Origin of the sequence: Rhodococcus sp. NPDC019647 (genome assembly GCF_044389235.1) — a bacterium.
In the GTDB taxonomy this organism is placed as follows: domain Bacteria; phylum Actinomycetota; class Actinomycetes; order Mycobacteriales; family Mycobacteriaceae; genus Rhodococcus_F; species Rhodococcus_F oxybenzonivorans.
On sequence record NZ_JBIRXS010000004.1, the window covers coordinates 63,644 to 83,609 of the forward strand.

Below are 19,966 nucleotides of genomic sequence, written 5' to 3' on the forward strand. Positions count from 1 at the left end.
CGGATCACCCTGGGGGGAGGGTGTCGATCCACGTTTGTACAGGTCGATGGCCCGGGAGGGTGATGTTCCAGCCCGGGGAGGTGATGCTGGAGTCAGGGCCGCGGGGTGAGCGCGCGTGCCCGGGTGGGGTGAGTTCGATGATGCTGCGGGCCTTGTCGAGGCATTCCTGCCATTCCTTTCCCGGGTCGGAGTCGATGGTGATGCCGCCGCCGACGCCGAGGACGGCCGCGCCGGTGGGGGTGAACTCGACTGTGCGGATGGCGACGTTGAGTTCGAGCCCGGCGAGTGGGCTGCTCATCCCGACTGTGCCGCAGTACACCCCGCGGGGCTGCGATTCCCAACCGGAAATCAGTTGCCGTGCCCGTATTTTCGGGCATCCGGTCACCGAGGCGGGTGGAAAACTCGCTTCGAGCAGATCCGCCGACGTGGTAGCCGGAGGTAGTTGTGCTTGCACGGTGGACACCAGGTGCCACACTCCGGGGGCGCGGCGCACGCGCAGCAGGTCGGTCACCGCGACGGTGCCGGTCACTGCCAGTCGGCCGAGGTCGTTGCGGACCAGATCGACGATCATCACGTTCTCGGCGACGTCCTTGGCGGAGTCGCGCAGGGCGGCCGGGTCGGCGCTGATCGGCAGGGTCCCCTTGATGGGGCTGGAGGTGACGGTGGTGCCGTGGCGGGCCAGATAGAGCTCGGGAGACAACGAGGCGACGGCACCCCAGTGACCCTGCAGGTAGGCGGCCCGGGTGGGCTGGGATTGTTCGATGCCGTCGGCGAAGAAGTCCGCGGGTCGGCCGGTGAGCTGGCCGGTGAACTGGGTGCAGATGCAGCTCTGGTACACCTCACCGGCGCGGATCGCGTCCTTGCAGGCCTCGACGTTGTGGTGGTGCGATTCGCGGTCCGGCGGGGTCCACCGCATCGACCAGGCGCCCGGTTCGGACCGTGGATCGAGGGCGGCGGCAGCCAGGTCCGGTGGGCAGCCGGCGTCGGTGAGGCTTTCGTACCACCAGCACCCGTCGGCATCGAGGCGCAGCACCGAGTCGGTCCAGCCGCCGGCGGCCGCAGGGAGCCGGCCCGCACCGTCCGGATACGCCAGGTAGCCGATCCATCCACCGCCGATCACCGGGTCGCCGCCGGTGGTGGGGCGACCTGGAGCCGGGGACGCGAAAGCGGCCCGGGGAGCCACCGGTTGCGCCTGCAGATGCGGGGCGATCACGGCGGCGGCGTCGAACCAGTGGCCGACCAGCGCGGCCGGTGCCGGCAGCGCCAACCGCCGCGCCCGGGTGTGCAGTGCCCGGAGCACCTCGGCGGGCCGGCCGCCGGGCCCTAGACGTTCCAGGCGCACGGGTGAATGCTCGGATTCCTCAGCAGGGCAGCGTTTTCGGGTGGGTCAACTTCGGTCGGAAGGCAAGCGGGAAGGGGTCGGGCGATCATCAGGACGCGCTCTCCCACGCCGCCGCGACAGCCACACCACGACGGGTCGATTTCACGTCGTGAACCCGCACGCAGTAGGCGCCGGCCGCGGCGGCGAGCGTGGAGACCGCGCAAGTGAGGTCGTCGCGGTCGGCCGGCGGTGGGGTGGTGTCTTCGATGTCGGTCATCAGGGCGCCGAGGAACGATTTGCGGGAGGCGCCGACCAGTACCGGCCTGCCCAGTTCGAGAATCCGGTCGAGGTGGGCGAGCAAACCCCAGTTGTGGGCACCGGTCTTGGCGAATCCGAGTCCGGGGTCGAGCACGATGCGGTCCTCGCGTATCCCGGCGCCTACCAGTGCGTCGAGGCGGTCGGCGAGTTCTGCGACGACCTCGGTGACGACGTCGTCGTAGACCGCAAGGTCGGCCATGGTCGTGCTGTGCCCGCGCCAGTGCATGGCGATGTATGGCACGTCCAGATCCGCGACGGTCGCGGCCATGTCCGGGTCGGCAAGTCCACCGCTCACATCGTTGACCACGGCCGCTCCTGCTTCGACCGCGGCGGCCGCGACCACGGCGCGCATGGTATCGACACTGACCAGGACGCCGGCCCCGCTCAGCTCGCGGACCACTGGAATCACTCGCCGCAGTTCCTCGGCGACCGGAACGCGTTGCGCCTGCGGCCGGGTGGATTCGCCGCCGATGTCGACGATGTCCGCGCCCTCGGCCACCAACGCCAGCCCCCGGGTGATCGCGGAATCGGCGGCGGCGCACAGCCCCCCGTCGGAGAACGAATCCGGGGTGACGTTGACGATGCCCATCACCAGGCACCGCGCCGGCGCGGGCAACCGCGACAAGCGGACTCCGGAGCGGGGCGCCGACTCGTCGATGCGATCGCGTTCGGTCGTGTGCGCCGGGTGAGGGTGCTCATTGATGGTGTGGTGCATGGCTGCCTTCCTGCCGGCCCCGATTTCGACATTCGCGGCGGCGGCGGCCGTGAAGCGCTGCGCTGCCGCACCGAGCGGACCGGAAATCTGCGGTGAACGTTAGCGACCGGGAGGTGTGCCTGGGCAGGGCCTGTGCGTATTCCCACCCCGGTGGGGGACAAATCCCATGGGAATCACCGGGCGAAATCGACCGTGGCCCGCTCATACGCTGGGTGCTGTTCGGGTCGGACTTCCCTGTAGTCCCATCGTCTCGGACCCCACGATCCCATCTTCATCCCGCTCAGCTTTTTCATCCCGCTCAGGAGGGCATTATGACTGCCACACCGTCGACGTCGGCACCCACAACGGTGGAGTTCGCTCCGCTGCGCACCGCTGGAGCGCAGGGCAAGTCCGGCGGGGGCGAGCTGACCGATCTGGGACGGTTGATCCTTCACTGCGCCGATCAGCCGGGCATCGTCGCCGCGATCTCTCGGTTCCTCGCTGATCACGAAGCGAACATCATCGAGTCCGATCAGTCGACGAGCGATCCGGAGGGTGGGCATTTCTTCCTGCGGATGGTGTTCCACAGGCGCGATCTCCAGGCACACCTCGAGGAGATGGAGGCGACGTTCGAAGCCTCGATCACCGAGCAGTTCGACGTCACCGACTGGTCGATAACGAGCGCCTCGACCCCGAAGCGGGTGGCGGTGATGGTCTCGAAATACGACCACTGTCTGCTGGACCTGCTCTGGCGTGCCCGCCGCGGCGAACTACCTGTCCAGATCGGCCTCGTCATCTCCAACCACGCCGATCTCGCGGCGGAGGTTCGATCCTTCGGTGTGCCGTTCGTGCACATTCCCGTCACTCGTGACACCAAGGCCGAGGCCGAGGCCAGACAACTCGAATTGCTCCGCGGCAACTTCGATCTGGTCGTGCTCGCCCGCTACATGCAGATCATCACCCACGACTTCCTCGAGAAGATCGAGTGCCCGATCATCAACATCCATCACTCCTTCCTGCCCGCCTTCATCGGCGCCGGCCCCTATCAGAAGGCCAAGGAAAGAGGTGTCAAGCTCGTGGGCGCCACCGCCCACTACGTCACCGAGGACCTCGACGAGGGCCCGATCATCGAGCAGGACGTGGTCCGGGTGAGTCATCGTGACGATATCGCCACACTCGAGCGACGCGGAGCCGACGTCGAACGGTCGGTGCTGCACCGGGCTGTTCTCTGGCACTGCGAAGACCGCGTTCTGCGTCAGGACAACACCACGGTGGTGTTCGCCTGATGACTGCCACCATTATCGACGGCAAGGCCGAAGCCCAGACGTTGCGCCGCCGAGTCGCCCAAGAGGTCGCCGCGCTCGATCGCCGGCCCGGGCTGGCGACGATTCTCGTCGGCGAGGACCCGGCGTCGGCAATCTACGTGTCGAACAAGCGCAAACTCTGCGTCGAGGCCGGCATGCGTGATCGGCACCGGATCCTGCCCGCGCACGTGTCACAGGCCGAAGTCGAAGACGTGATCGACGAACTGAACCTCGACCCCGAAGTCGACGGCATTCTCTTGCAGCTACCGCTGCCCAAGCATCTCGATGCCCCGTCGCTGATCGAGCGGATCGATCCGGACAAAGACGTCGACGGTCTCACGGAGACCAATGCCGGACGGCTGGCTCTGGGCAGGCCGGGTCTGCGCCCGTGCACCCCATCGGGGGTGATCCAGCTGCTCGACTCCGCCGGTGTGCATCTGGAGGGCGCCCATGCGGTGGTCGTCGGACGCTCCGACCTGGTGGGTCGTCCGCAGGCCCAGTTGCTGCTGGCCCGCGACGCCACCGTCACCGTTTGCCACCGGCACACCAGGGATTTGGCCAGTCACACGCGCGACGCCGACATCGTCGTCGCGGCGGCCGGAGTTCCGAGACTGATCGGTGCCGAACACATCAAACCGGGCGCGACGGTGATCGACGTCGGAATCCACCGCACCGACAGCGGCCTCTGCGGCGACGTCGACTTCGATGCCGTGGTCGGCATCGCCGGACATATCACCCCGGTTCCCGGCGGCGTGGGTCCCATGACCATCGCGACGCTGCTGCGGAACACCCTGACTGCGGCGAACTTGCACAACAGTGCACGCCGGGAGACCCGTTCCCACGGGTTCGGTCCGTCCCGGGGTGTCGCGGATGTGGCGGCCGGACGGACCGCGCAGACGGTGCGTCCGTAGCGAGCTCACCGATGAGCATGCCCACCCGGTGTCCGCGAACCGCTGCGGCGTCTGACTCTGTGAAGGGAGGATCAGGCGCCGGGCGCGGCGGCGGAGCCCGGGCGGGCACGGCCGCTTGCCGCCTGCACGGTCGGTGCGATCATCTTGTGGCTGTAGACGACGTGATCGACGACAGCATCGCGGACGCTGCTGGGATCGCCGCCGCGGGCCGCGTCGACCAGGACACGGTGGGAGGCGATGATCTTGTCCGCAACCTCGGGGTTCGGGCGCGCCCCGACGTACAGCTGAATGTATCGCTCGGATGCCACCCAGAGTTGGTCGAGCAGGCGTCGGTCCCAGTCGGTGGCACTGGGCAGCATCAGCAGGTGGAACCTGGCGTGCACGGAGTAGACGTCGAAAGCGTTGCCCCGGGTGATGATGCGTTCGAGTTCGCCAAGGGTCTCGTCGAGCAGTGTGAGCCGCTCGGGCGTCATGAGCTCAGCCGAACGCTCCGCGATCTGCCCCTCCAGCAGGGCGCGCAGCCGATACACGTCGTCGAAGTCGTCGATGTTGATGGGAGATATCTGCGGGCGACGGCCCCGCCGGAACTGCACCAGTCCGCGGCCCTCGAGTCGGCGAAGAGCCTCGCGAATCGGGACGTTGCTGACATCGAGCCTCGCGCTGAGTTCCTGGATGGCCACCGGCTGTCCAGGCGCGAGTTCGTTGGCGAGGATCATGTTGAGAATATGCGCGGCGACCTGGTCCACGACCGACCTCGGTCCGGTGCCGGACCGGTCACGCGTGGCCTCATCGATGTCTTCCATTAGCAGGATCCTATCGTTCCGGTTCACACGAAACCTTCGTGTGTTCCCGCTTCCCTGCCAGGCTAGCCCGGCAGGTCCGCGATCGACGCGGAAGGCCGGGCCACCTGGTGGTGGTCCGGCCTTCCGACTGTGTGCACTACCCGGGGTGCGCACGGAGCGCGGCGGGCACGTCGGTCGTTGCGCACCCGTCTCGCAGAAATTGCGCGGCCGCCGCCTGCAATCGCGGTGCGTGGGGTGTCGAGACGTGATCGACTCCTTCGAGAACCATCGCGGCCAGTTGTGGGATCGCCGCACCGACCTGATCGGCCGAGCCGGCGATGACGTCGAGGTCGCCGACTGCCAGCAGGACCCGGGCATCGACGGCGCGCAGTTGCTCTGCGGTGAGCAGGGACGGGGGACGCTGGATGGCGGCCGCGAGTGCGTCAGGGTCGTTGCCGGATGCGAGTGCCTCGGCCAGTACGGGGCGCAGCGCGGCCGGGGTGTCGTCGGTGATTCCCTCGCGCAGGGACTGCGCCACCGCGGCGCCGTTTTCCGGCCGCAGCAGGTTGTCCCCGACGCCGGCAATGACCAGTCGCCGGAATCGTTGGGGGCGTGCACAAGCGAGCTGGAGCAGAAGCTTGCCGCCGAGGGAGAATCCGACGCCGTCGACGACGGTATCGGCCGACAGGTGCGCGTCAAGCTCTTCGGCGAGGTGCGCGTACTCGGTGGGGTCGTGCGGGGCACGGGAGGTCCCGTGCCCGAGCAGGTCGATGCGAATGATCCGGCGGCCGTCCGCCTCGAGGTTCCGCTCGAGGTCGCTGCCGCCCCACGTTCGTTCGTAGGTGCTGCCCCACCCGTGTACCAGGACGACGGGTGGGGCGCAGCTGTGATCGGTGGTCGTGCTCATTCACTTCCGCCCGAGGAGGACCGAATCATTCTCCGGGGCAACGAAAACTGCTTCGAGCACACGCTGGCGAATGAGCCAGCCGTCGCCGGTCCGGATGAAATCGTCGACGACGTCGCAGATCGCCGACGGCGATTCCAACTCCTGAGGCGCGACCCCGTTTCGGGCGAAGAGGGTCAGGGCGTATGTGGCGGTAACCCGATCGTCGTCGTGATGGTCGGTGACGAGATTGGACACGAGGTGACGCGACAACCGCGGCCCGTGGGCCTGGCGTGCCGCGTACCCGCGCACGATCTCGTCCCGGCCGGTCATCGTCAGCGCCGGCATCACACACACCCCGTCTTCGGTGTACAGCAGCTCGCTACCGACCCCGGCGGCCCGGTCGACATTCCACCAGCTGCGGTATACCGCCTGGGCGATCTCGGTGTGGCGATTCGACTCGGCGGCCGCCGGGCCGTGCGGTGGGTCCGAAGACATGCACTTCTCCTGTGGGAAGGGGACGGGACGGGGTTACGAGCCGATCGTCATGAACGACTCGGGCATGTTGTACGCCCAGCCGTTCATGATTTCCGGGAACTTCTCGGGGCTGGTCTCGCCGATGTAGCCCGGGTTGTCGTCCTCGAATTCGTTCATGCCGGAGCTGAATTCGTTGCGGTTGCCGGTCGGGTCGAAGGCGTAGGCGAAGTTGTTGGTACCGAATCCCTGGGTGTCCTGAGGGATTCCGCCCATGTGCCGGCCGGGTCCGAACTCCCACCGGTTGCCGGTTTCGGTGAGCCGGTCGCTCAGGCGGAAGTAGTGGTTGCCGTCCTGGACCGCGAACGCGACGTGATGCAGGCGGTCCGACGGGCGCTGAGCCTGCATGTAGGCCAAGTCGTGGTCGAGCTTGGAGGCGCGCAGCCACGACGCCGCCCACTTGCCGGCGATCGTCAGTGCGAGGGACTGCTTGAATCCCAGGACCATCTTCATGAACTCGGAGAACTCCTGCGGATCGCCTTCTCCGAGAAGGTTGATGTGGTCGATGTCAGTGGGGACGAACGAGCCGTCCGATTGGAAGTTCGTCACTCCGGCCCGTCGGTCGCCGTAGCCGACGGCAAATTCCATCCGGTGGCCGCTGGGCAGGTCGAAGCCGAGAATGTCGCTGTGGCCGGGGCGGTCGGCTTCCTTGTACCGCTTGTGAGCCACCCCGTTCTTGTCCAGCCGCGAGGTGATCTCGTCGAGGTCGTCTGCGTGGTCGACACCGAAGGCGAAGCTGTCGATGCTCTGCCCGCCGTCGATGAGCGTGAGGTCGGCGTCGGTGCCCGAACACGCCAGCAGTGCGCGATCGGCGTTGCGGTCCAGCACGGTCAGCCCGAGGACACCCTCGTACCACTCCAGCGCCTGACCCAGGTCCTTGACGCGCACGGCCGCGTGGTCGATCCGGTTGATTGCCATTTGTTACTCCTCGGAAGTTCGTTGACACGTTGTGAGCACAATCACCTATACTCAACACACGAATCGTATACACACTTTGGTAGGGCTGTAAAGAAGCCATCCGGAATCGGATCGGAAAGAGCTCTCCGTGGTTTCGCGGTACCGACATTGGAGGTAAGGGATGTACGCGGCAGATGACGTGCGATCGAAGCTCGCGGGCGGCAAGCAGCAACCGCAGGGCCCGCCGGCTACCGGTATCCGAGCGGCGCAGTACCTCGAGTTCCGGGATTCCGACCCGGACGAGATCACCGAGAAAGGCTCCCAGACCTGGGTCTTTCGCAGTCAGAACCTGGCCGTTCTGTGGACCGACGCCGTCGCCGGCGACGAATTTCCGCGCGAGCAGGACGACGAGTACGTCGCCCTGCTCTACTCCGGGAGTGCCCAGATCCGGGTCGCCGCCGGCCACGACAGTGCCGAGGTCACCGAAGCAGCTCTGGTGGTGATTCCGCCCGGGTCGAGCACCATCGAAGCGCTGACCGACGGGCCGGTGATTCGGCTGATCACCACACAAAACGACGTAGCGTCCACCGCGCAGAACGCCGCCGCCTACACCGAACGGGACCCGCGGGTCGCCGACTGGCAACCGTTGCCTGATCCTGTCGACGGCTACCGACTTCGGGTCTATCCGCTTGCGCAGACCCCCATTGCGGAGGGTAGGTTCGGGCGAATCTTCCGCACTACCAACATCATGGTGAACTTTCTCGCCGAGGAATCCGCGCCGCGGCCCCCCACGAAGCTCTCCCCGCACCACCACGACGACTTCGAACAGATGTCGCTCGCGGTGACCGGGAATTACATCCACCACATCCGCTACCCGTGGGGGCCGGACTCGACCGAGTGGAAACCCGACGAACACACTGCAATCGGTTCTCCGTCGGTGGCGGTGATCCCCCCACCCACCGTGCACACCAGCCAAGGGGTGGGCCCCGCCCAACAGCTGATCGACATCTTCTCCCCGCCTCGCCAGGACTTCTCCGATGCTGGTTGGGTTCTCAACGCAAAGGACTACCCGACCCGATGACTACCACCAACACCTGCGGTTCCGTGCGGCAATCGAACGAGGCAACTACCTTCCCCTGGGTACCTGGATCAAACTTCCCGCACTCGAGAGCGTCGAACTCGTTGCGGGTGCCGGCTTCGACTTCGTGGTGATCGACCTCGAGCACAGCCCGGTGGACATCGGAACGGCGTTCGCCCTCATTGGGATCGCGAAGACGTCGGGTCTGTCACCTATCGTGCGGATTCCCGCTGCTGATGCCGGGCTCATTCAACGGGTCCTCGACAGCGGCGCCGACGGGCTGATGTTCCCGCATGTCGATTCCGTCGACGAGGCCCGTGGCGCGGTTCGCGCGATGCGCTTCCCACCGCGGGGAACCCGCGGAGTGGGGAATACCAGCCGCGCCGGGCAGTGGGGGGCACTGGACCGGGACGAATACCTCCGCTTCGGCAACGAAGAAGTGGTGTGCATCGCGCAGATCGAGAGCGCGACAGCAGCACTCGCTGCCGGTGACATCGCCGCCGTGGACGGTGTCGACGCGATTCTCATCGGCGCAGCTGATCTCGCAGTGAGCGAAGGGAAGGCCGAAACCGATGCCGCCATCAGCGAGTTGATCGCCAAGGCGATCGCCGCGGCGCAGGCCGCGGGAGTGCCGGTCGGCAATGCCGGGGCAGCCGGTGAGAAGGCGGTGCGCGCCACCATCGACGCCGGGTACGACTTCACCATGCTGAGCAACGACGCCACCCTGCTCGGCAGCGCCGCACGGCAGGCCGTCTCCGTCGGTCGCCGGGTCGCCAGTGAATCCGACGGCTCGCCCTCGACCTGGTACCCCACCTGTGAGCGCACCGAGAACGCGAACGTGGAGGTCTTCCGCCGCTGGTTGAGGTCCAATCGAGGGCTCGACTTCGACGATTACACCGCCCTTCAGCGGTGGTCGGCGACGGACATCGCGCAATTCTGGGGTGCATCGTGGGCGTACTTCGACATCGCGGCCGCTTCCCCCTACGACAGGGTGCTCGTCGACGAGACCATGCCCGGCGCGCAGTGGTTTCCCGGCGCCACTCTCAATTACGTCGACCAGGTCTTCCGGCATCGCCGCCCCGAGTCGATCGCGATCATCGACGAAAGCGAACCCGGCGGTGCCGGTCGCCGCACACTGACGTGGGCAGAACTCGAACGGCAGGTCGGCGCCGTCGCCGACACCCTGCGCCAGGCAGGGGTCGGCCACGGTGATCGCGTCGTCGGATACCTCCCCAACATCGCCGAAGCCGTCGTTGCGTTTCTCGCCACCGCCAGTCTCAGCGCTATCTGGGCGTCCTGCGGGCAGGACTATTCCGCGCCGGCCGCCGTCGACCGTCTCGGGCAGCTCGAACCGAAAGTCCTGATCGCGGCGGACGGTTACCACTACGGCGGCAAGGCTCACGATCGGCGTGAGGCCATCGACTACCTCCGAACCCATATCCCCTCTGTCGATGCCACCATCGTCATTTCCCGGCTCGGACTCGATTCCGCCGCCCTCGCGCCGATCACCTCCTGGGCCGACGCCAGTACCGGTGACGCTGCACTCGAAACCACCCCCGTCGCGTTCGACCACCCGCTGTGGGTGCTCTTCTCCTCCGGCACCAGCGAGCGCCCCAAGGGCATCGTGCACGGACATGGCGGCGTGCTGCTCGAACACCTCAAATCCATGTCCTTCCACCTCGACCTCTCCCCTGGCGACACGTACTTCTGGTACACCTCGCCGAGCTGGATGATGTGGAACTTCCAGGTCGCCGGCCTGCTCGTGGGGGCCACCATCGTCTGCTACGACGGCAGTCCCGGCTTCCCCACCACCGACACCCTGTGGGCGCTCGCCGCCCGCAACGAGGTCACCCACCTCGGCACCAGCCCCGGATATCTGCAGGCCTGTGAAAAAGGCAAGCATTCGCCTGCTACCGAACACGATCTCCGCGCCCTCCAGACCCTCGGTGTGACCGGTTCGGTCCTGCCGCCGGACTCCTACCGCTGGGTCGCCGACGACGTCGGCGCTCACGTGCAGGTGGCGTCGATGACCGGCGGAACCGACGTGGTCAGCGCCTTCGCCACGGCCGTTCCGACAGTGCCCGTCCAAGCGGGAGAAATCCCGGTCATCTCGCTGGGTGCGGCATTGGAATCGTGGAGCGAGGACGGCCACCCTGTCGTCGGTGTCGTCGGTGAGATGGTCCTGACCAAACCGATGCCCTCGATGCCGGTGCAGTTCTGGAATGATCCCGACGGCAAGCGGTACCGCGACGCATATTTCGACACCTATCCCGGGGTGTGGCGACACGGTGACTGGATCACCGTCAGCGACCGCGGCAGCGTGGTGGTTCACGGACGCTCCGACTCCACCCTCAACCGTAACGGCGTGCGAATGGGCAGTTCCGATATTTATCAAGCCGTCGAGAAACTTCCCGAGGTCCGCGAGTCCCTCGTTGTCGGAGTCGAATATCCCGATGGAACCTATTGGATGCCGCTCTTCGTCGCGCTCGCCGACGACACGATCCTCGACGACCACCTGATCCGCACGATCTGCGACACGATCCGCCGCGAAGCCTCACCCCGGCACGTGCCCGACGAGATCCTTGCCGCACCCGCGGTTCCGCATACCCGTACCGGAAAGAAGCTCGAAATTCCCATCAAACGACTGTTCCAAGGAGCCGAGGTCGACACTGTCGTCGACCCTCAGGCCGCCGACGACGCCGCAGTCCTGCAGTGGTACATCGACCTCGCTGCCCAACGCAACCGAACTCCGGAGGACACGCACTGATGGCACACCTGACCCACGGGCGCATCGCCTTCGAATCGGACGGCGTGGTGGCTCGAATCACCTTGAATAATCCCGACAACGGCAACGCCTTCGACCTTCCGATGGCCGAGGACTTCCTCGAAGCCGTCGAAAAAGTTTGTGCCGCAGGCTCGGACGGTCTGCGAGTGGTGGTCCTCGATGCCGCGGGACTCATGTTCTGCGTCGGCGGCGATCTGCAGAGCTTCGCCGCAGCAGCGGACCGCAGTGAGCTGATGGACCGAGTGACATCCAGGGCCCATCGCGCCATCGAACTGCTGACGAGCGCGCCCGTGCCAGTTGTCACCATCGTTCAGGGCACCGCCGCGGGTGGCGGAATCGGCATCGTGCTGGCCGGAGACATCATCATCGCCGCCCACACCGCGAAGTTCAAAATGGCCTACACCGCAGCGGGACTGAGCCCGGACTTCGGTACTACGTGGCGGCTCTCCCGCGACATCGGGCTTGCACGCGCCCTCGATCTGACCTTGACCAACCGCGTGTTCACCGCAGCGGAAGCGCAGAACTGGGGACTCATCAGCCGAGCCGTGGATCCGCCCGCCCTCCACGAGGAGGCCCAATCGGTCGTCGAACTGTTGGCCGCGGGCCCCACCCGGGCATACGGGGCAGCGAAGCACCTGCTCAGGACATCCAATGGCAAGGATCTCGCAACACAGCTCGACCGCGAGGCGGCCTCCATCACCACCCTGGTAGACGAGCCCGCCGCGCACGAAGGGGTTGACGCATTCCTCACCCGGCGTACACCGCAATTCACCTGACGTGCCTTCACACCGCACCTCACATTGCCCTGCTAAGCAACCACTTACAGATCGGATCTTCATGTCTTCCCCAGATCGTATTGTCATCGTCGACGGCGCCCGCACCCCTGTCGGCAGCTTCGGTGGCGTCTTCAAAGACGTTCCCGCTCATGAACTGGGGGCAACCGCCACGCGATCGGCACTCGATCGCGCCGGTGTCGCTCCCGGCGATATCGAGGAGGTGGTGATGGGCTGCATCGGCCAGGTCGGCGCCGACGCCTACAACGCCCGACGAGTCGCACTCGCTGCCGGCCTACCGAACTCCACCCCCGCCTACACCGTCAACCGACTCTGCGGCTCCGGTTTGCAGGCGGTGTGGTCGGCGGCCATGCAGATCCGCTGGGGCGGGGTGGACATCGCCTTGGCCGGCGGCAACGACAACATGTCCCGGATGCCGTTCTACGACTTCAACGCCCGAGCCGGGTACAAGCTCGGTGACCGCCAACTCATCGACGGGACCGTCGGTATGCTCACCGACCCGTTCCACGGCATCCACATGGGTGTCACCGCCGAGAATGTAGCCCGCGCATACGGCGTCAGCCGTCAACAGCAGGACGAGTTCGCGGTCGAGTCACAACGCCGCGCCGCCACCGACGCCGCGCACGCTGCCTTCGCCGAGGAGATCACCCCGGTGGAGGTGGGCGGCCGCCGACCGGTGACGATCACCGTCGACGAGCACCCCACCCCCGAAACCACGGTGGAGCGGCTCGCCGGGTTGCGTCCGGCCTTCGAGAAGGGCGGCACCGTGACCGCCGGTAACTCCTCCGGGATCAACGACGGCGGCGCCGCCCTGGTGGTGGCTCGTGAATCAGTGGCGCGCGAGCGCGGTCTGGCCGGGCTGGTCACCCTCGAGGCCGTTGCCACGTCGGCGCTCGAGCCCAAGGTGATGGGCTATGCCCCGGTCCTGGCCCTGAAAAAGCTGTTCGAGCAGACCGGAACCACTGCCGGTGATATCGACACCATCGAGCTGAACGAAGCCTTCGCCGCCCAGGCCGTCGCCGTCATCCGGGACGCCAAACTCGACCCGGACAAGACCAACCCGTACGGCGGCGCCATCGCACTCGGGCACCCCGTGGGCGCGACCGGAACCATCCTCGCCCTGCGTGTGGCCAAGGACCTCGTCCGTCGTGACCTCGAACTCGGCATCGTCACCATGTGCATCGGCGGCGGTCAGGCCCTCGCCGCACTGCTGCGCCGGGTGCACTGAACCTTCCGCCGCCCGTCGGCGCACGTCATCAGGCTGCCTTTCTGATTTCAGATCGGGCGAGCTTCCTCACGGGAGTCACCTTGCCAGTCGATGGCGGTTACTTGGCCGGTGCGATATATGCATCAGACATAGGAATTGAAGATCCCGGAATCTCAGCAAAGGTGAGGACCTCGGGCGTGCACTGCCTTGGCGTCACGCGTATTGAAGTCAGAGCCGACACGCAGGCACGGTGATGATTTACGTCCCACGCCAGCAGCAGTACCAGCGACGATGGCGTGGACGACCAGTCGAGCACGTGTATGTCCTCAGTTTTAGGCATCGTTCGGCGCGAGCTGCGACATGCGATGGGAGGTGGTAGGCGCAGGATGAGCTCGAGCGGGAATTCCTGCCCGACAGGTGGTCGATACAGCTGCGCCGAAGCCCACACCGATCATGTGCACCCCGAGCAATAGGCCCGAGTCTGCCGATCCGCTCTCTCGATCGAGTGCGGCGGACTTTTCTCCGGTGTGTGTCTGGTGGGTGGGAGTGGTCGTCTGCGTCGGGGGGTGACGGCGCACGATGCCACAGCGAGTGCGACCACCCGAGCAGGATGGTGGGGGCCGCGGTGCCGAGAATTGTCAGTGCGGTGCTGATGCGCGTGGCGGTGTCGGCGGCAGCTTTGTGGCTCGCGGGTGTGACGGGGCGTCGACGGTGAGGACAGGTGAATTGTTCTCGCCATTGACTCACACGCGTTCGAAGTAGGATTTGGCCATGGGGATCGGGGAGGATATCCAGGGGGCGTTGCCGGGCGAGATTCTGGCGACTGCGGTCGGTGATGCGTGGCGTCTGGCCGAGGCCGAGTTGCTCGCATCGGTGGTTGCTGTGTCGGAGGAGATTCAGCGACTCGAGGCTTTGCGGGTCAGGCTCGTCGGTGCCGTCGACCACCGCTGCAAGGTCGATGTGCTGGGATTTCCGAACACCAAGATGTGGCTGGCCTCCAAGACGTTGCTCGAGGTGGGTGCGGCGGGACGCATCGTGATGCTGGGACGAGGTTTACGTTCCCAACCGGAAATCGCGGACGCCTACTTCGACACCACTATCTCGGCGGAGCACGCCGCACTGATCATGAAATTCTGCGAGCGGCCGCCCAAAGGCATGCCACTCGAAGCGATGGACGACTGCCGAAACGCGTTGCTGTACGCGGCGGCCGGTCCTACCGCCAACACCGACGCCGTGCGTGCCGTCATCGCTCGACTCGAACGTGCCTTCGAATCCGACGACCCGCCGCCCGCCGAAGACACCGAACTCAACGAATTCCACGCCTCCAGAACGCTCAACGGGCGCGTCGCCGTCAAAGGCGACCTCGATGCCGTCACCGGTGAAATGCTGCTCTCCGCGCTCTCCGGACTCTCCCAGCCGCGACCCGCGCAGGACGGAACCAGAGACAACCGCACCCCCGGACAGCGACGGGCCGACGGGTTCACCGAACTGCTGCGCCGGTACCTCAACGCCGCAATCGCCGGCGAAGAAGGCGGAGAACGACCCCACGTCTCCCTCCACATCAATATCAAAGACCTCACCGACCTCACCGACCACGCCAACCTCACCGACCACGCCAACCACGCCAACCACGCCAACCACGCCAGCGCAGAAGATCAGCGCGGCGCCTGCGCGAGGGACGCGTCGCTGTTCGCGGTCGACGGGGTCGCGTGGACCGAATGGATGGGACCGCTGAGCCTGCGAGCGGCTCGGCTCCTCAGCTGCGACTCGATCTACACGCCGATCGTGCTCGACGACCACGGTGCGCCACTCGACCTCGGCACCACCACCCGGACAGTGACCAAAAGGCAACGAAAAGCGCTGGTCGCCAGAGATCGGGGATGCGCATTTCCCGGATGCGGTGCGCCACCCTCATGGTGCGAGGGCCACCACATCATTCCGTGGTCCAAAGGTGGGCCCTCCGACATGGACAACCTCGTACTGCTCTGCGGGTTCCATCACCGACTGCTCCACCACAGCGACTGGGAAATCGAAATGGGAGCAGACCGGCACCCCGCCTTCATTCCACCCCGGCAAGTCGACTTCGAACGCACACCCATACCCGCACACAACCAGGCCCGACCCCGAGCGGCCTGACCCCGGCGCGCGACACACATCTGCCCACTCCGCAACAGGACCACGCCTGTTGTGGAGCCGGCATATCGTCGTGCCAAGCGCCAAGCCAGACTGCATCGACCGCAGTCCCCATTTACTCCGCCAAGCCCGTTGCTACTTGCCAGTTCCCGGCGTCGGTCTACTTCCAATGACGTAGGCCGGCAGAGACATCCCGCCGCGTGTTGCCGGTCACAGGGCGGATGCCCGAGAGTGCCGTCGCGCCATACCGTCAGGTGATCACGCAAACGCTGCCGATCGTGAGGAAAGAAATGCTGTCGCAACCGATCAGGGCTGAAGTTGTGGGCTCATTGTTGAGACCACCGCCCCTCGTCCGCGCCCGCCAGGCCCGCGCCGCCGGTCAACTATCGGCTACCGCATTCAAGGCCATCGAGGATCGTGCAGTCGATATCGCTATCGCGGCACAAGAGGCTGCGGGCATGGACGTGATCACGGACGGGGAACTGCGCCGCAGTATCTTCACTGGACCGTTGACTGAGAACGTTGACGGCCTCCAGTACGTTCCCGGCGTGACACGTACGTGGTACACCCCGGATGGTCCCGTCGAAGAGGAACTTCCTGTTGTCGTCACCGAGCGTCTGCGCCTGCGACGATCGGCGGTGACCGAGGAATTCACCTACGCGCGGGCGCGCGCCCGAACGCCGCTCAAGGTGACCTTGCCCAGCCCTTTGATGATGCTGCTGCGGTGGTCGCCGAATCATTCGACCTCCGCCTACCGTGATGCGTTCGACATGGTCGCCGACGCGGCGGCCATCATTCGCGAGGAAGTCCGTGAACTGGCTGCGCTGGGTTGTACGTACATTCATATCGATGCCCCGGAGATCGCCACGCTCGTACAGCGAGAGACCCGCGAGTGGTATGAGCGGCAGGGTATTTCGATAGATCGCATCCTCACTGAGGGGCTCGATCTGTTGAACTCCGTTACTGGCGTGCCTGGAGTCGAATTTGGTATCCACCTGTGTCGCGGTAATCGAAATGGCCGATGGATGGCGGCCGGCGGATACGATTTCGTGTCAGCGGCTTTGTTCACCCGCTGCGGTGGCTTCGACCGCTTCCTTCTCGAGTATGACGACGATCGTTCCGGCACCTTCGAGCCTTTGTCTCACACCCCCTCGGGCAAGGTGGTCGTCCTTGGGCTTGTGTCGACGAAGACGGCGGTCGTCGAGAGCGAAGACCTGATCCTCGAGCGTTTACGCGAGGCAGCGAAGTACGTCGCTCCGGAGCAACTTGCTCTCTCGACCCAGTGCGGATTCGCCTCGATGGTCGAATCACACCCGGACCTGACGGCGGATATTCAAACAGCGAAGCTCGACCTGGTGAGATCGGCGGCATCCGCGTTCTGGAACGACTGATTTCGACTGCAGTGGCCCTCGCAATATCCAGTGATCCTGTGCTTTCGCGACTCAGCTGAGGTCGTCCTCCCGAATCAAGCGGCGCGCCGCCTCGGTGATCGAACCCGTCAGTGACGGGTACACCAAGAACGTCGCGGCGAGGTCGTTGACGGTGAGGTTGTTTCGCACGGCGATCGCGATGGGCAGTATCAGCTCTGATGCGGTCGATCCGACAACCACCCCACCGATGACCGCGCCGGTCGCGGGCCGGCAGAAGATCTTCACGAAACCGCGCCGCAGCCCGGACATCTTTGCGCGCGGGTTCGTGTCGAGGGGCAGCATCACGGTGCGGGCGGCAACCCGGCCAGTCTCGATCGCCGCCTGGCTGACGCCTACGGTGGCGATCTCGGGATTGGTGAATACCGCCGAAGCCACAGTCTTCAGCTTGATGGGGCTCACGCCCACACCGAGTGCGTGGTACATCGCGATGCGACCCTGCATGGCGGCGACCGAGGCCAAGGGCAGTAATCCTGTGCAGTCACCTGCAGCGTATATTCCGGACACCGGCGTGCGCGACACACGATCGACCCGCACGTAGCCACCCTTGTCGACCTTGATGCCCACCTTCTCCAGCCCTAGACCCTGCGTGTTGGGTACCGAACCGACGGTCATCAAGTCGTGGCTACCCTCGACCGTCCGGCCGTCGGCAAGGAGCACCGTGATGCCGTCGTCGGTGCGCTTCACAGCATCAGCCCTGGCGTTCTTGACCAGGGTGACGCCACGTCCGGTGAGAACGTCCTCGAGAACGAGGGCGGCGTCCGCGTCCTCACCGGGCAGGACGCGGTCGCGGCTCGACACCAGGGTGACCTCGACCCCCATTTCTGTGTAGGCCGAAACGAACTCGGCACCCGTCACACCGGAACCGACGACGACGAGGTGCGTGGGCAGCTCGTCGAGGTTGTAGAGCTCGCGCCACGTCAGGATGCGCTCGCCGTCCGGCTCCGCCCCGGGAATCGTCCGCGGGCTCGCGCCGGTGGCGACGAGGACGACATCCGCGTCGAGGGTCGTCTTCTCGCCGTTCGCGAGGGTGACACACACCTGATGCGACGCCATGCCGAGGCGCGGATCGATAAGTTCGGCAGTGCCCGAAAGCAGTACGACACCCACCACCTGCAGTCGGGTGCGGATGTCGGCGGACTGCGCATGCGCCAGGCTCTTCACCCGTGCATGGATTTGTGGCAAGGCCACCGTGGCCTGCTCGGGATCGAAAGCAATACCCAGGTCGGTGGCGCGCCGCATATCGGTGCGCACTCCGGTGGAGGCGATGAAGGTCTTCGACGGCACGCAGTCGTACAGAACACATGCGCCGCCCACCCCATCCGAATCGACCAGTGTTACGGAGGCGCCGTGCTGTGCGGCCACGAGTGCTGCCTCGTACCCGGCAGGCCCGCCACCGATGATCACGATTTTGGTCATTCGTCCTCCATTACTGCCGGACCAGCCGGGTCACAGCTGCCGATAGATCGCTCTGCCCGACCGGGCCATTTTCGATCCGAATATACGTCGCTCCGGAGGTCAGTTTTCGCCCACAACCGACGATTACGTCATTTATATGAGTGCGGGGTGTGGACGATAGCCGATACGGCTCGGTCATAGAACAGTGTCCTCAGCCGCACCGTATTCCTACGCTGAATCCAGTGCGGATGAATCGATGAGGAGCGAGGACATGGATCGTCAGCTCGGAGGCAACACAGGATGAGTGGCGCATCGTCGAATATCGACATCGATGAGTCCCAGCTGCGGGTAGGGCACGTCCACGACCATGCGGCGGAAATGGCAGCGGTCGGATCTCCATCGAGCGTGCTTTCGCTCCCACCGCGAAAGGCTGTGCTGCAGCCTACTATCCGGAGACGAATCGTTTGATCCCGCTGGATTCGGTCGCCGACATCTCAAACACACCGACATCTCAAACACACCGACATTGAATTCCGTTGTGGTGCGTCGCGACTCAACATGCATGGAGTCGAGCGCAGGGCAGCGGCGGGGGCCATGATGACAATCGACTTCTCACCATCACGTTACGGATCCCACCTCCGCAGTGAACCGAGCACGACCCGGCCCGGCACAGAGCCCTTGAAAGTGATGGGCATCCTCAATGTCACCCCGGATTCGTTCTGGGCCGGCAGCCGCTATGCCGCGACTGAGGAAGCGATCGCCGCGGGTGAGGCGATCTTCGAAGCAGGGGCGTGGGCTGTTGATATCGGCGGTGAATCAACACGCCCCGGTGCGGTCGCGGTCTCGCCGGACGCCGAGCTCGAGCGCATCGCGCCGATCGTTGCAGCTCTCGCCAGGAGAGGCCGGGTCTCCGTCGACACCCGACACGACGTGGTGGCGGAGGAGGCGGTCCGGCTGGGCGCATCGATCGTCAACGACGTTTCCGGCACTCTGCACGACGTCGCCGGCCGACTGGGGTGTGGCTACGTGGGGATGCACTCGCACACCGTCCCGGTGTCGGTCGATGGGCACCCGGTCTATGACGATGTCTTCACCGAGGTGTCCACGCACCTGACCGGCATCGCTGCGGCGGCCCGCGTCGAGGGGGTTGGGGAGATGTGGATCGATCCCGGTATCGGCTTCGGGAAATCACTCGAGGACAACGTGGAATTACTGCGTCGGTTGCCGTCGATGTGCGCGCTCGGTGTGCCGGTGCTGCTGGGAGTCAGCCGGAAATCGTTCATCGGAAAGGTGACCGGGCGTGACGTTGGCGGGCGCCTTCCGGGGTCGCTGGCACTCATCGCACCGGCATGGTCGGCGGGGGTCGATGTGATCCGGGTCCACGACGTACCTCAGACACTCGACACGATCGCGATGTTGGAGGCCGTCTGGGGTGCAACTCGGGCGTAGCGCGCAGTGGCCATGGATGCTCGGTTGGGCGGTCGGCGCGACAGAAAACCT

At 65.7% G+C, this 19,966-nt stretch carries 15 protein-coding genes and 2 pseudogenes; 10 read left to right on the forward strand and 7 right to left on the reverse strand.

All coding sequences use genetic code 11. The features are described 5' to 3' along the window. Positions 1–4: 4 nt before the first annotated feature. Both ACH49N_RS10340 and folP (ACH49N_RS10345) read right to left on the reverse strand, forming a co-directional pair. On the reverse strand, positions 5–1,342 hold the full coding sequence (locus ACH49N_RS10340) for an aminodeoxychorismate synthase component I (protein WP_358272627.1): 1,338 nt from the start codon (positions 1,340–1,342) through the stop codon (positions 5–7). A gap of 88 nt (positions 1,343–1,430) precedes the next feature. Continuing rightward, positions 1,431–2,354, reverse strand: coding sequence for a dihydropteroate synthase (folP, locus tag ACH49N_RS10345; RefSeq protein ID WP_358272626.1), 924 nt, complete (start codon positions 2,352–2,354; stop codon positions 1,431–1,433). 311 nt (positions 2,355–2,665) lie between these two features. Here folP (ACH49N_RS10345) and purU point away from each other — a divergent pair, with 311 nt between their 5' ends. Both purU and folD read left to right on the forward strand, forming a co-directional pair. Further along, entirely contained in the window at positions 2,666–3,619 is a 954-nt protein-coding gene (gene purU / locus ACH49N_RS10350; RefSeq protein ID WP_358272625.1) for a formyltetrahydrofolate deformylase, read from the forward strand. Next, on the forward strand, positions 3,619–4,548 hold the full coding sequence (gene folD / locus ACH49N_RS10355) for a bifunctional methylenetetrahydrofolate dehydrogenase/methenyltetrahydrofolate cyclohydrolase FolD (protein ID WP_358272623.1): 930 nt from the start codon (positions 3,619–3,621) through the stop codon (positions 4,546–4,548). Before purU ends, folD begins: the two co-directional genes overlap by 1 nt. A gap of 71 nt (positions 4,549–4,619) precedes the next feature. Here the strand turns inward: folD and ACH49N_RS10360 are convergent, their stop codons facing one another. The 4 genes from ACH49N_RS10360 to ACH49N_RS10375 all read right to left on the reverse strand — a co-directional run bounded on the left by ACH49N_RS10360 (position 4,620) and on the right by ACH49N_RS10375 (position 7,665). After that, positions 4,620–5,351, reverse strand: coding sequence for a GntR family transcriptional regulator (locus tag ACH49N_RS10360; RefSeq protein ID WP_358272622.1), 732 nt, complete (start codon positions 5,349–5,351; stop codon positions 4,620–4,622). A gap of 136 nt (positions 5,352–5,487) precedes the next feature. Beyond that, a complete protein-coding gene (locus ACH49N_RS10365; protein ID WP_358272620.1) occupies positions 5,488–6,237 on the reverse strand; it encodes an alpha/beta hydrolase in 750 nt (249 codons plus the stop codon). Beyond that, complete coding sequence (locus ACH49N_RS10370; protein ID WP_358272619.1) at positions 6,238–6,711, reverse strand: nuclear transport factor 2 family protein; 474 nt, start codon at positions 6,709–6,711, stop codon at positions 6,238–6,240. A 33-nt stretch (positions 6,712–6,744) separates the two neighbouring features. Beyond that, positions 6,745–7,665: a VOC family protein gene (locus tag ACH49N_RS10375; RefSeq protein ID WP_358272618.1), complete on the reverse strand. Its 921-nt coding sequence runs from the start codon at positions 7,663–7,665 to the stop codon at positions 6,745–6,747. A 160-nt stretch (positions 7,666–7,825) separates the two neighbouring features. On the opposite strand from ACH49N_RS10375, the gene ACH49N_RS10380 reads away from it, so the two are divergent. The 7 genes and pseudogenes from ACH49N_RS10380 to ACH49N_RS10410 all read left to right on the forward strand — a co-directional run bounded on the left by ACH49N_RS10380 (position 7,826) and on the right by ACH49N_RS10410 (position 17,032). Then, positions 7,826–8,725 (forward strand): hypothetical protein, encoded by a 900-nt coding sequence (locus tag ACH49N_RS10380; protein ID WP_358272617.1) that lies wholly within the window; start codon positions 7,826–7,828, stop codon positions 8,723–8,725. Next, a pseudogene (locus tag ACH49N_RS10385) lies at positions 8,682–9,437 on the forward strand (HpcH/HpaI aldolase/citrate lyase family protein); the annotation flags it as partial. The gene ACH49N_RS10380 and the pseudogene ACH49N_RS10385, both read left to right, overlap by 44 nt. Positions 9,438–9,524: 87 nt before the next feature. Next, positions 9,525–11,489: pseudogene (locus ACH49N_RS10390) on the forward strand (acetoacetate--CoA ligase); the annotation flags it as partial. Next, complete coding sequence (locus tag ACH49N_RS10395) at positions 11,489–12,283, forward strand: enoyl-CoA hydratase-related protein (protein ID WP_358272615.1); 795 nt, start codon at positions 11,489–11,491, stop codon at positions 12,281–12,283. The pseudogene ACH49N_RS10390 and the gene ACH49N_RS10395, both read left to right, overlap by 1 nt. A 61-nt stretch (positions 12,284–12,344) precedes the next feature. After that, complete coding sequence (locus ACH49N_RS10400) at positions 12,345–13,529, forward strand: thiolase family protein (protein ID WP_358272613.1); 1,185 nt, start codon at positions 12,345–12,347, stop codon at positions 13,527–13,529. 750 nt (positions 13,530–14,279) lie between these two features. Beyond that, on the forward strand, positions 14,280–15,644 hold the full coding sequence (locus ACH49N_RS10405; RefSeq protein WP_358272611.1) for a DUF222 domain-containing protein: 1,365 nt from the start codon (positions 14,280–14,282) through the stop codon (positions 15,642–15,644). Between the two features lie 251 nt (positions 15,645–15,895). Further along, positions 15,896–17,032, forward strand: coding sequence for a cobalamin-independent methionine synthase II family protein (locus ACH49N_RS10410; RefSeq protein ID WP_358272610.1), 1,137 nt, complete (start codon positions 15,896–15,898; stop codon positions 17,030–17,032). A 51-nt stretch (positions 17,033–17,083) separates the two neighbouring features. Here the strand turns inward: ACH49N_RS10410 and ACH49N_RS10415 are convergent, their stop codons facing one another. Beyond that, positions 17,084–18,487 (reverse strand): NAD(P)H-quinone dehydrogenase, encoded by a 1,404-nt coding sequence (locus ACH49N_RS10415; protein ID WP_358272608.1) that lies wholly within the window; start codon positions 18,485–18,487, stop codon positions 17,084–17,086. 573 nt (positions 18,488–19,060) lie between these two features. Here ACH49N_RS10415 and folP (ACH49N_RS10420) point away from each other — a divergent pair. Further along, the gene (gene folP / locus ACH49N_RS10420; protein WP_358272606.1) at positions 19,061–19,915 is read left to right on the forward strand and encodes a dihydropteroate synthase; all 855 of its coding nucleotides are present in this window, start codon (positions 19,061–19,063) and stop codon (positions 19,913–19,915) included. Positions 19,916–19,966: the final 51 nt, after the last annotated feature.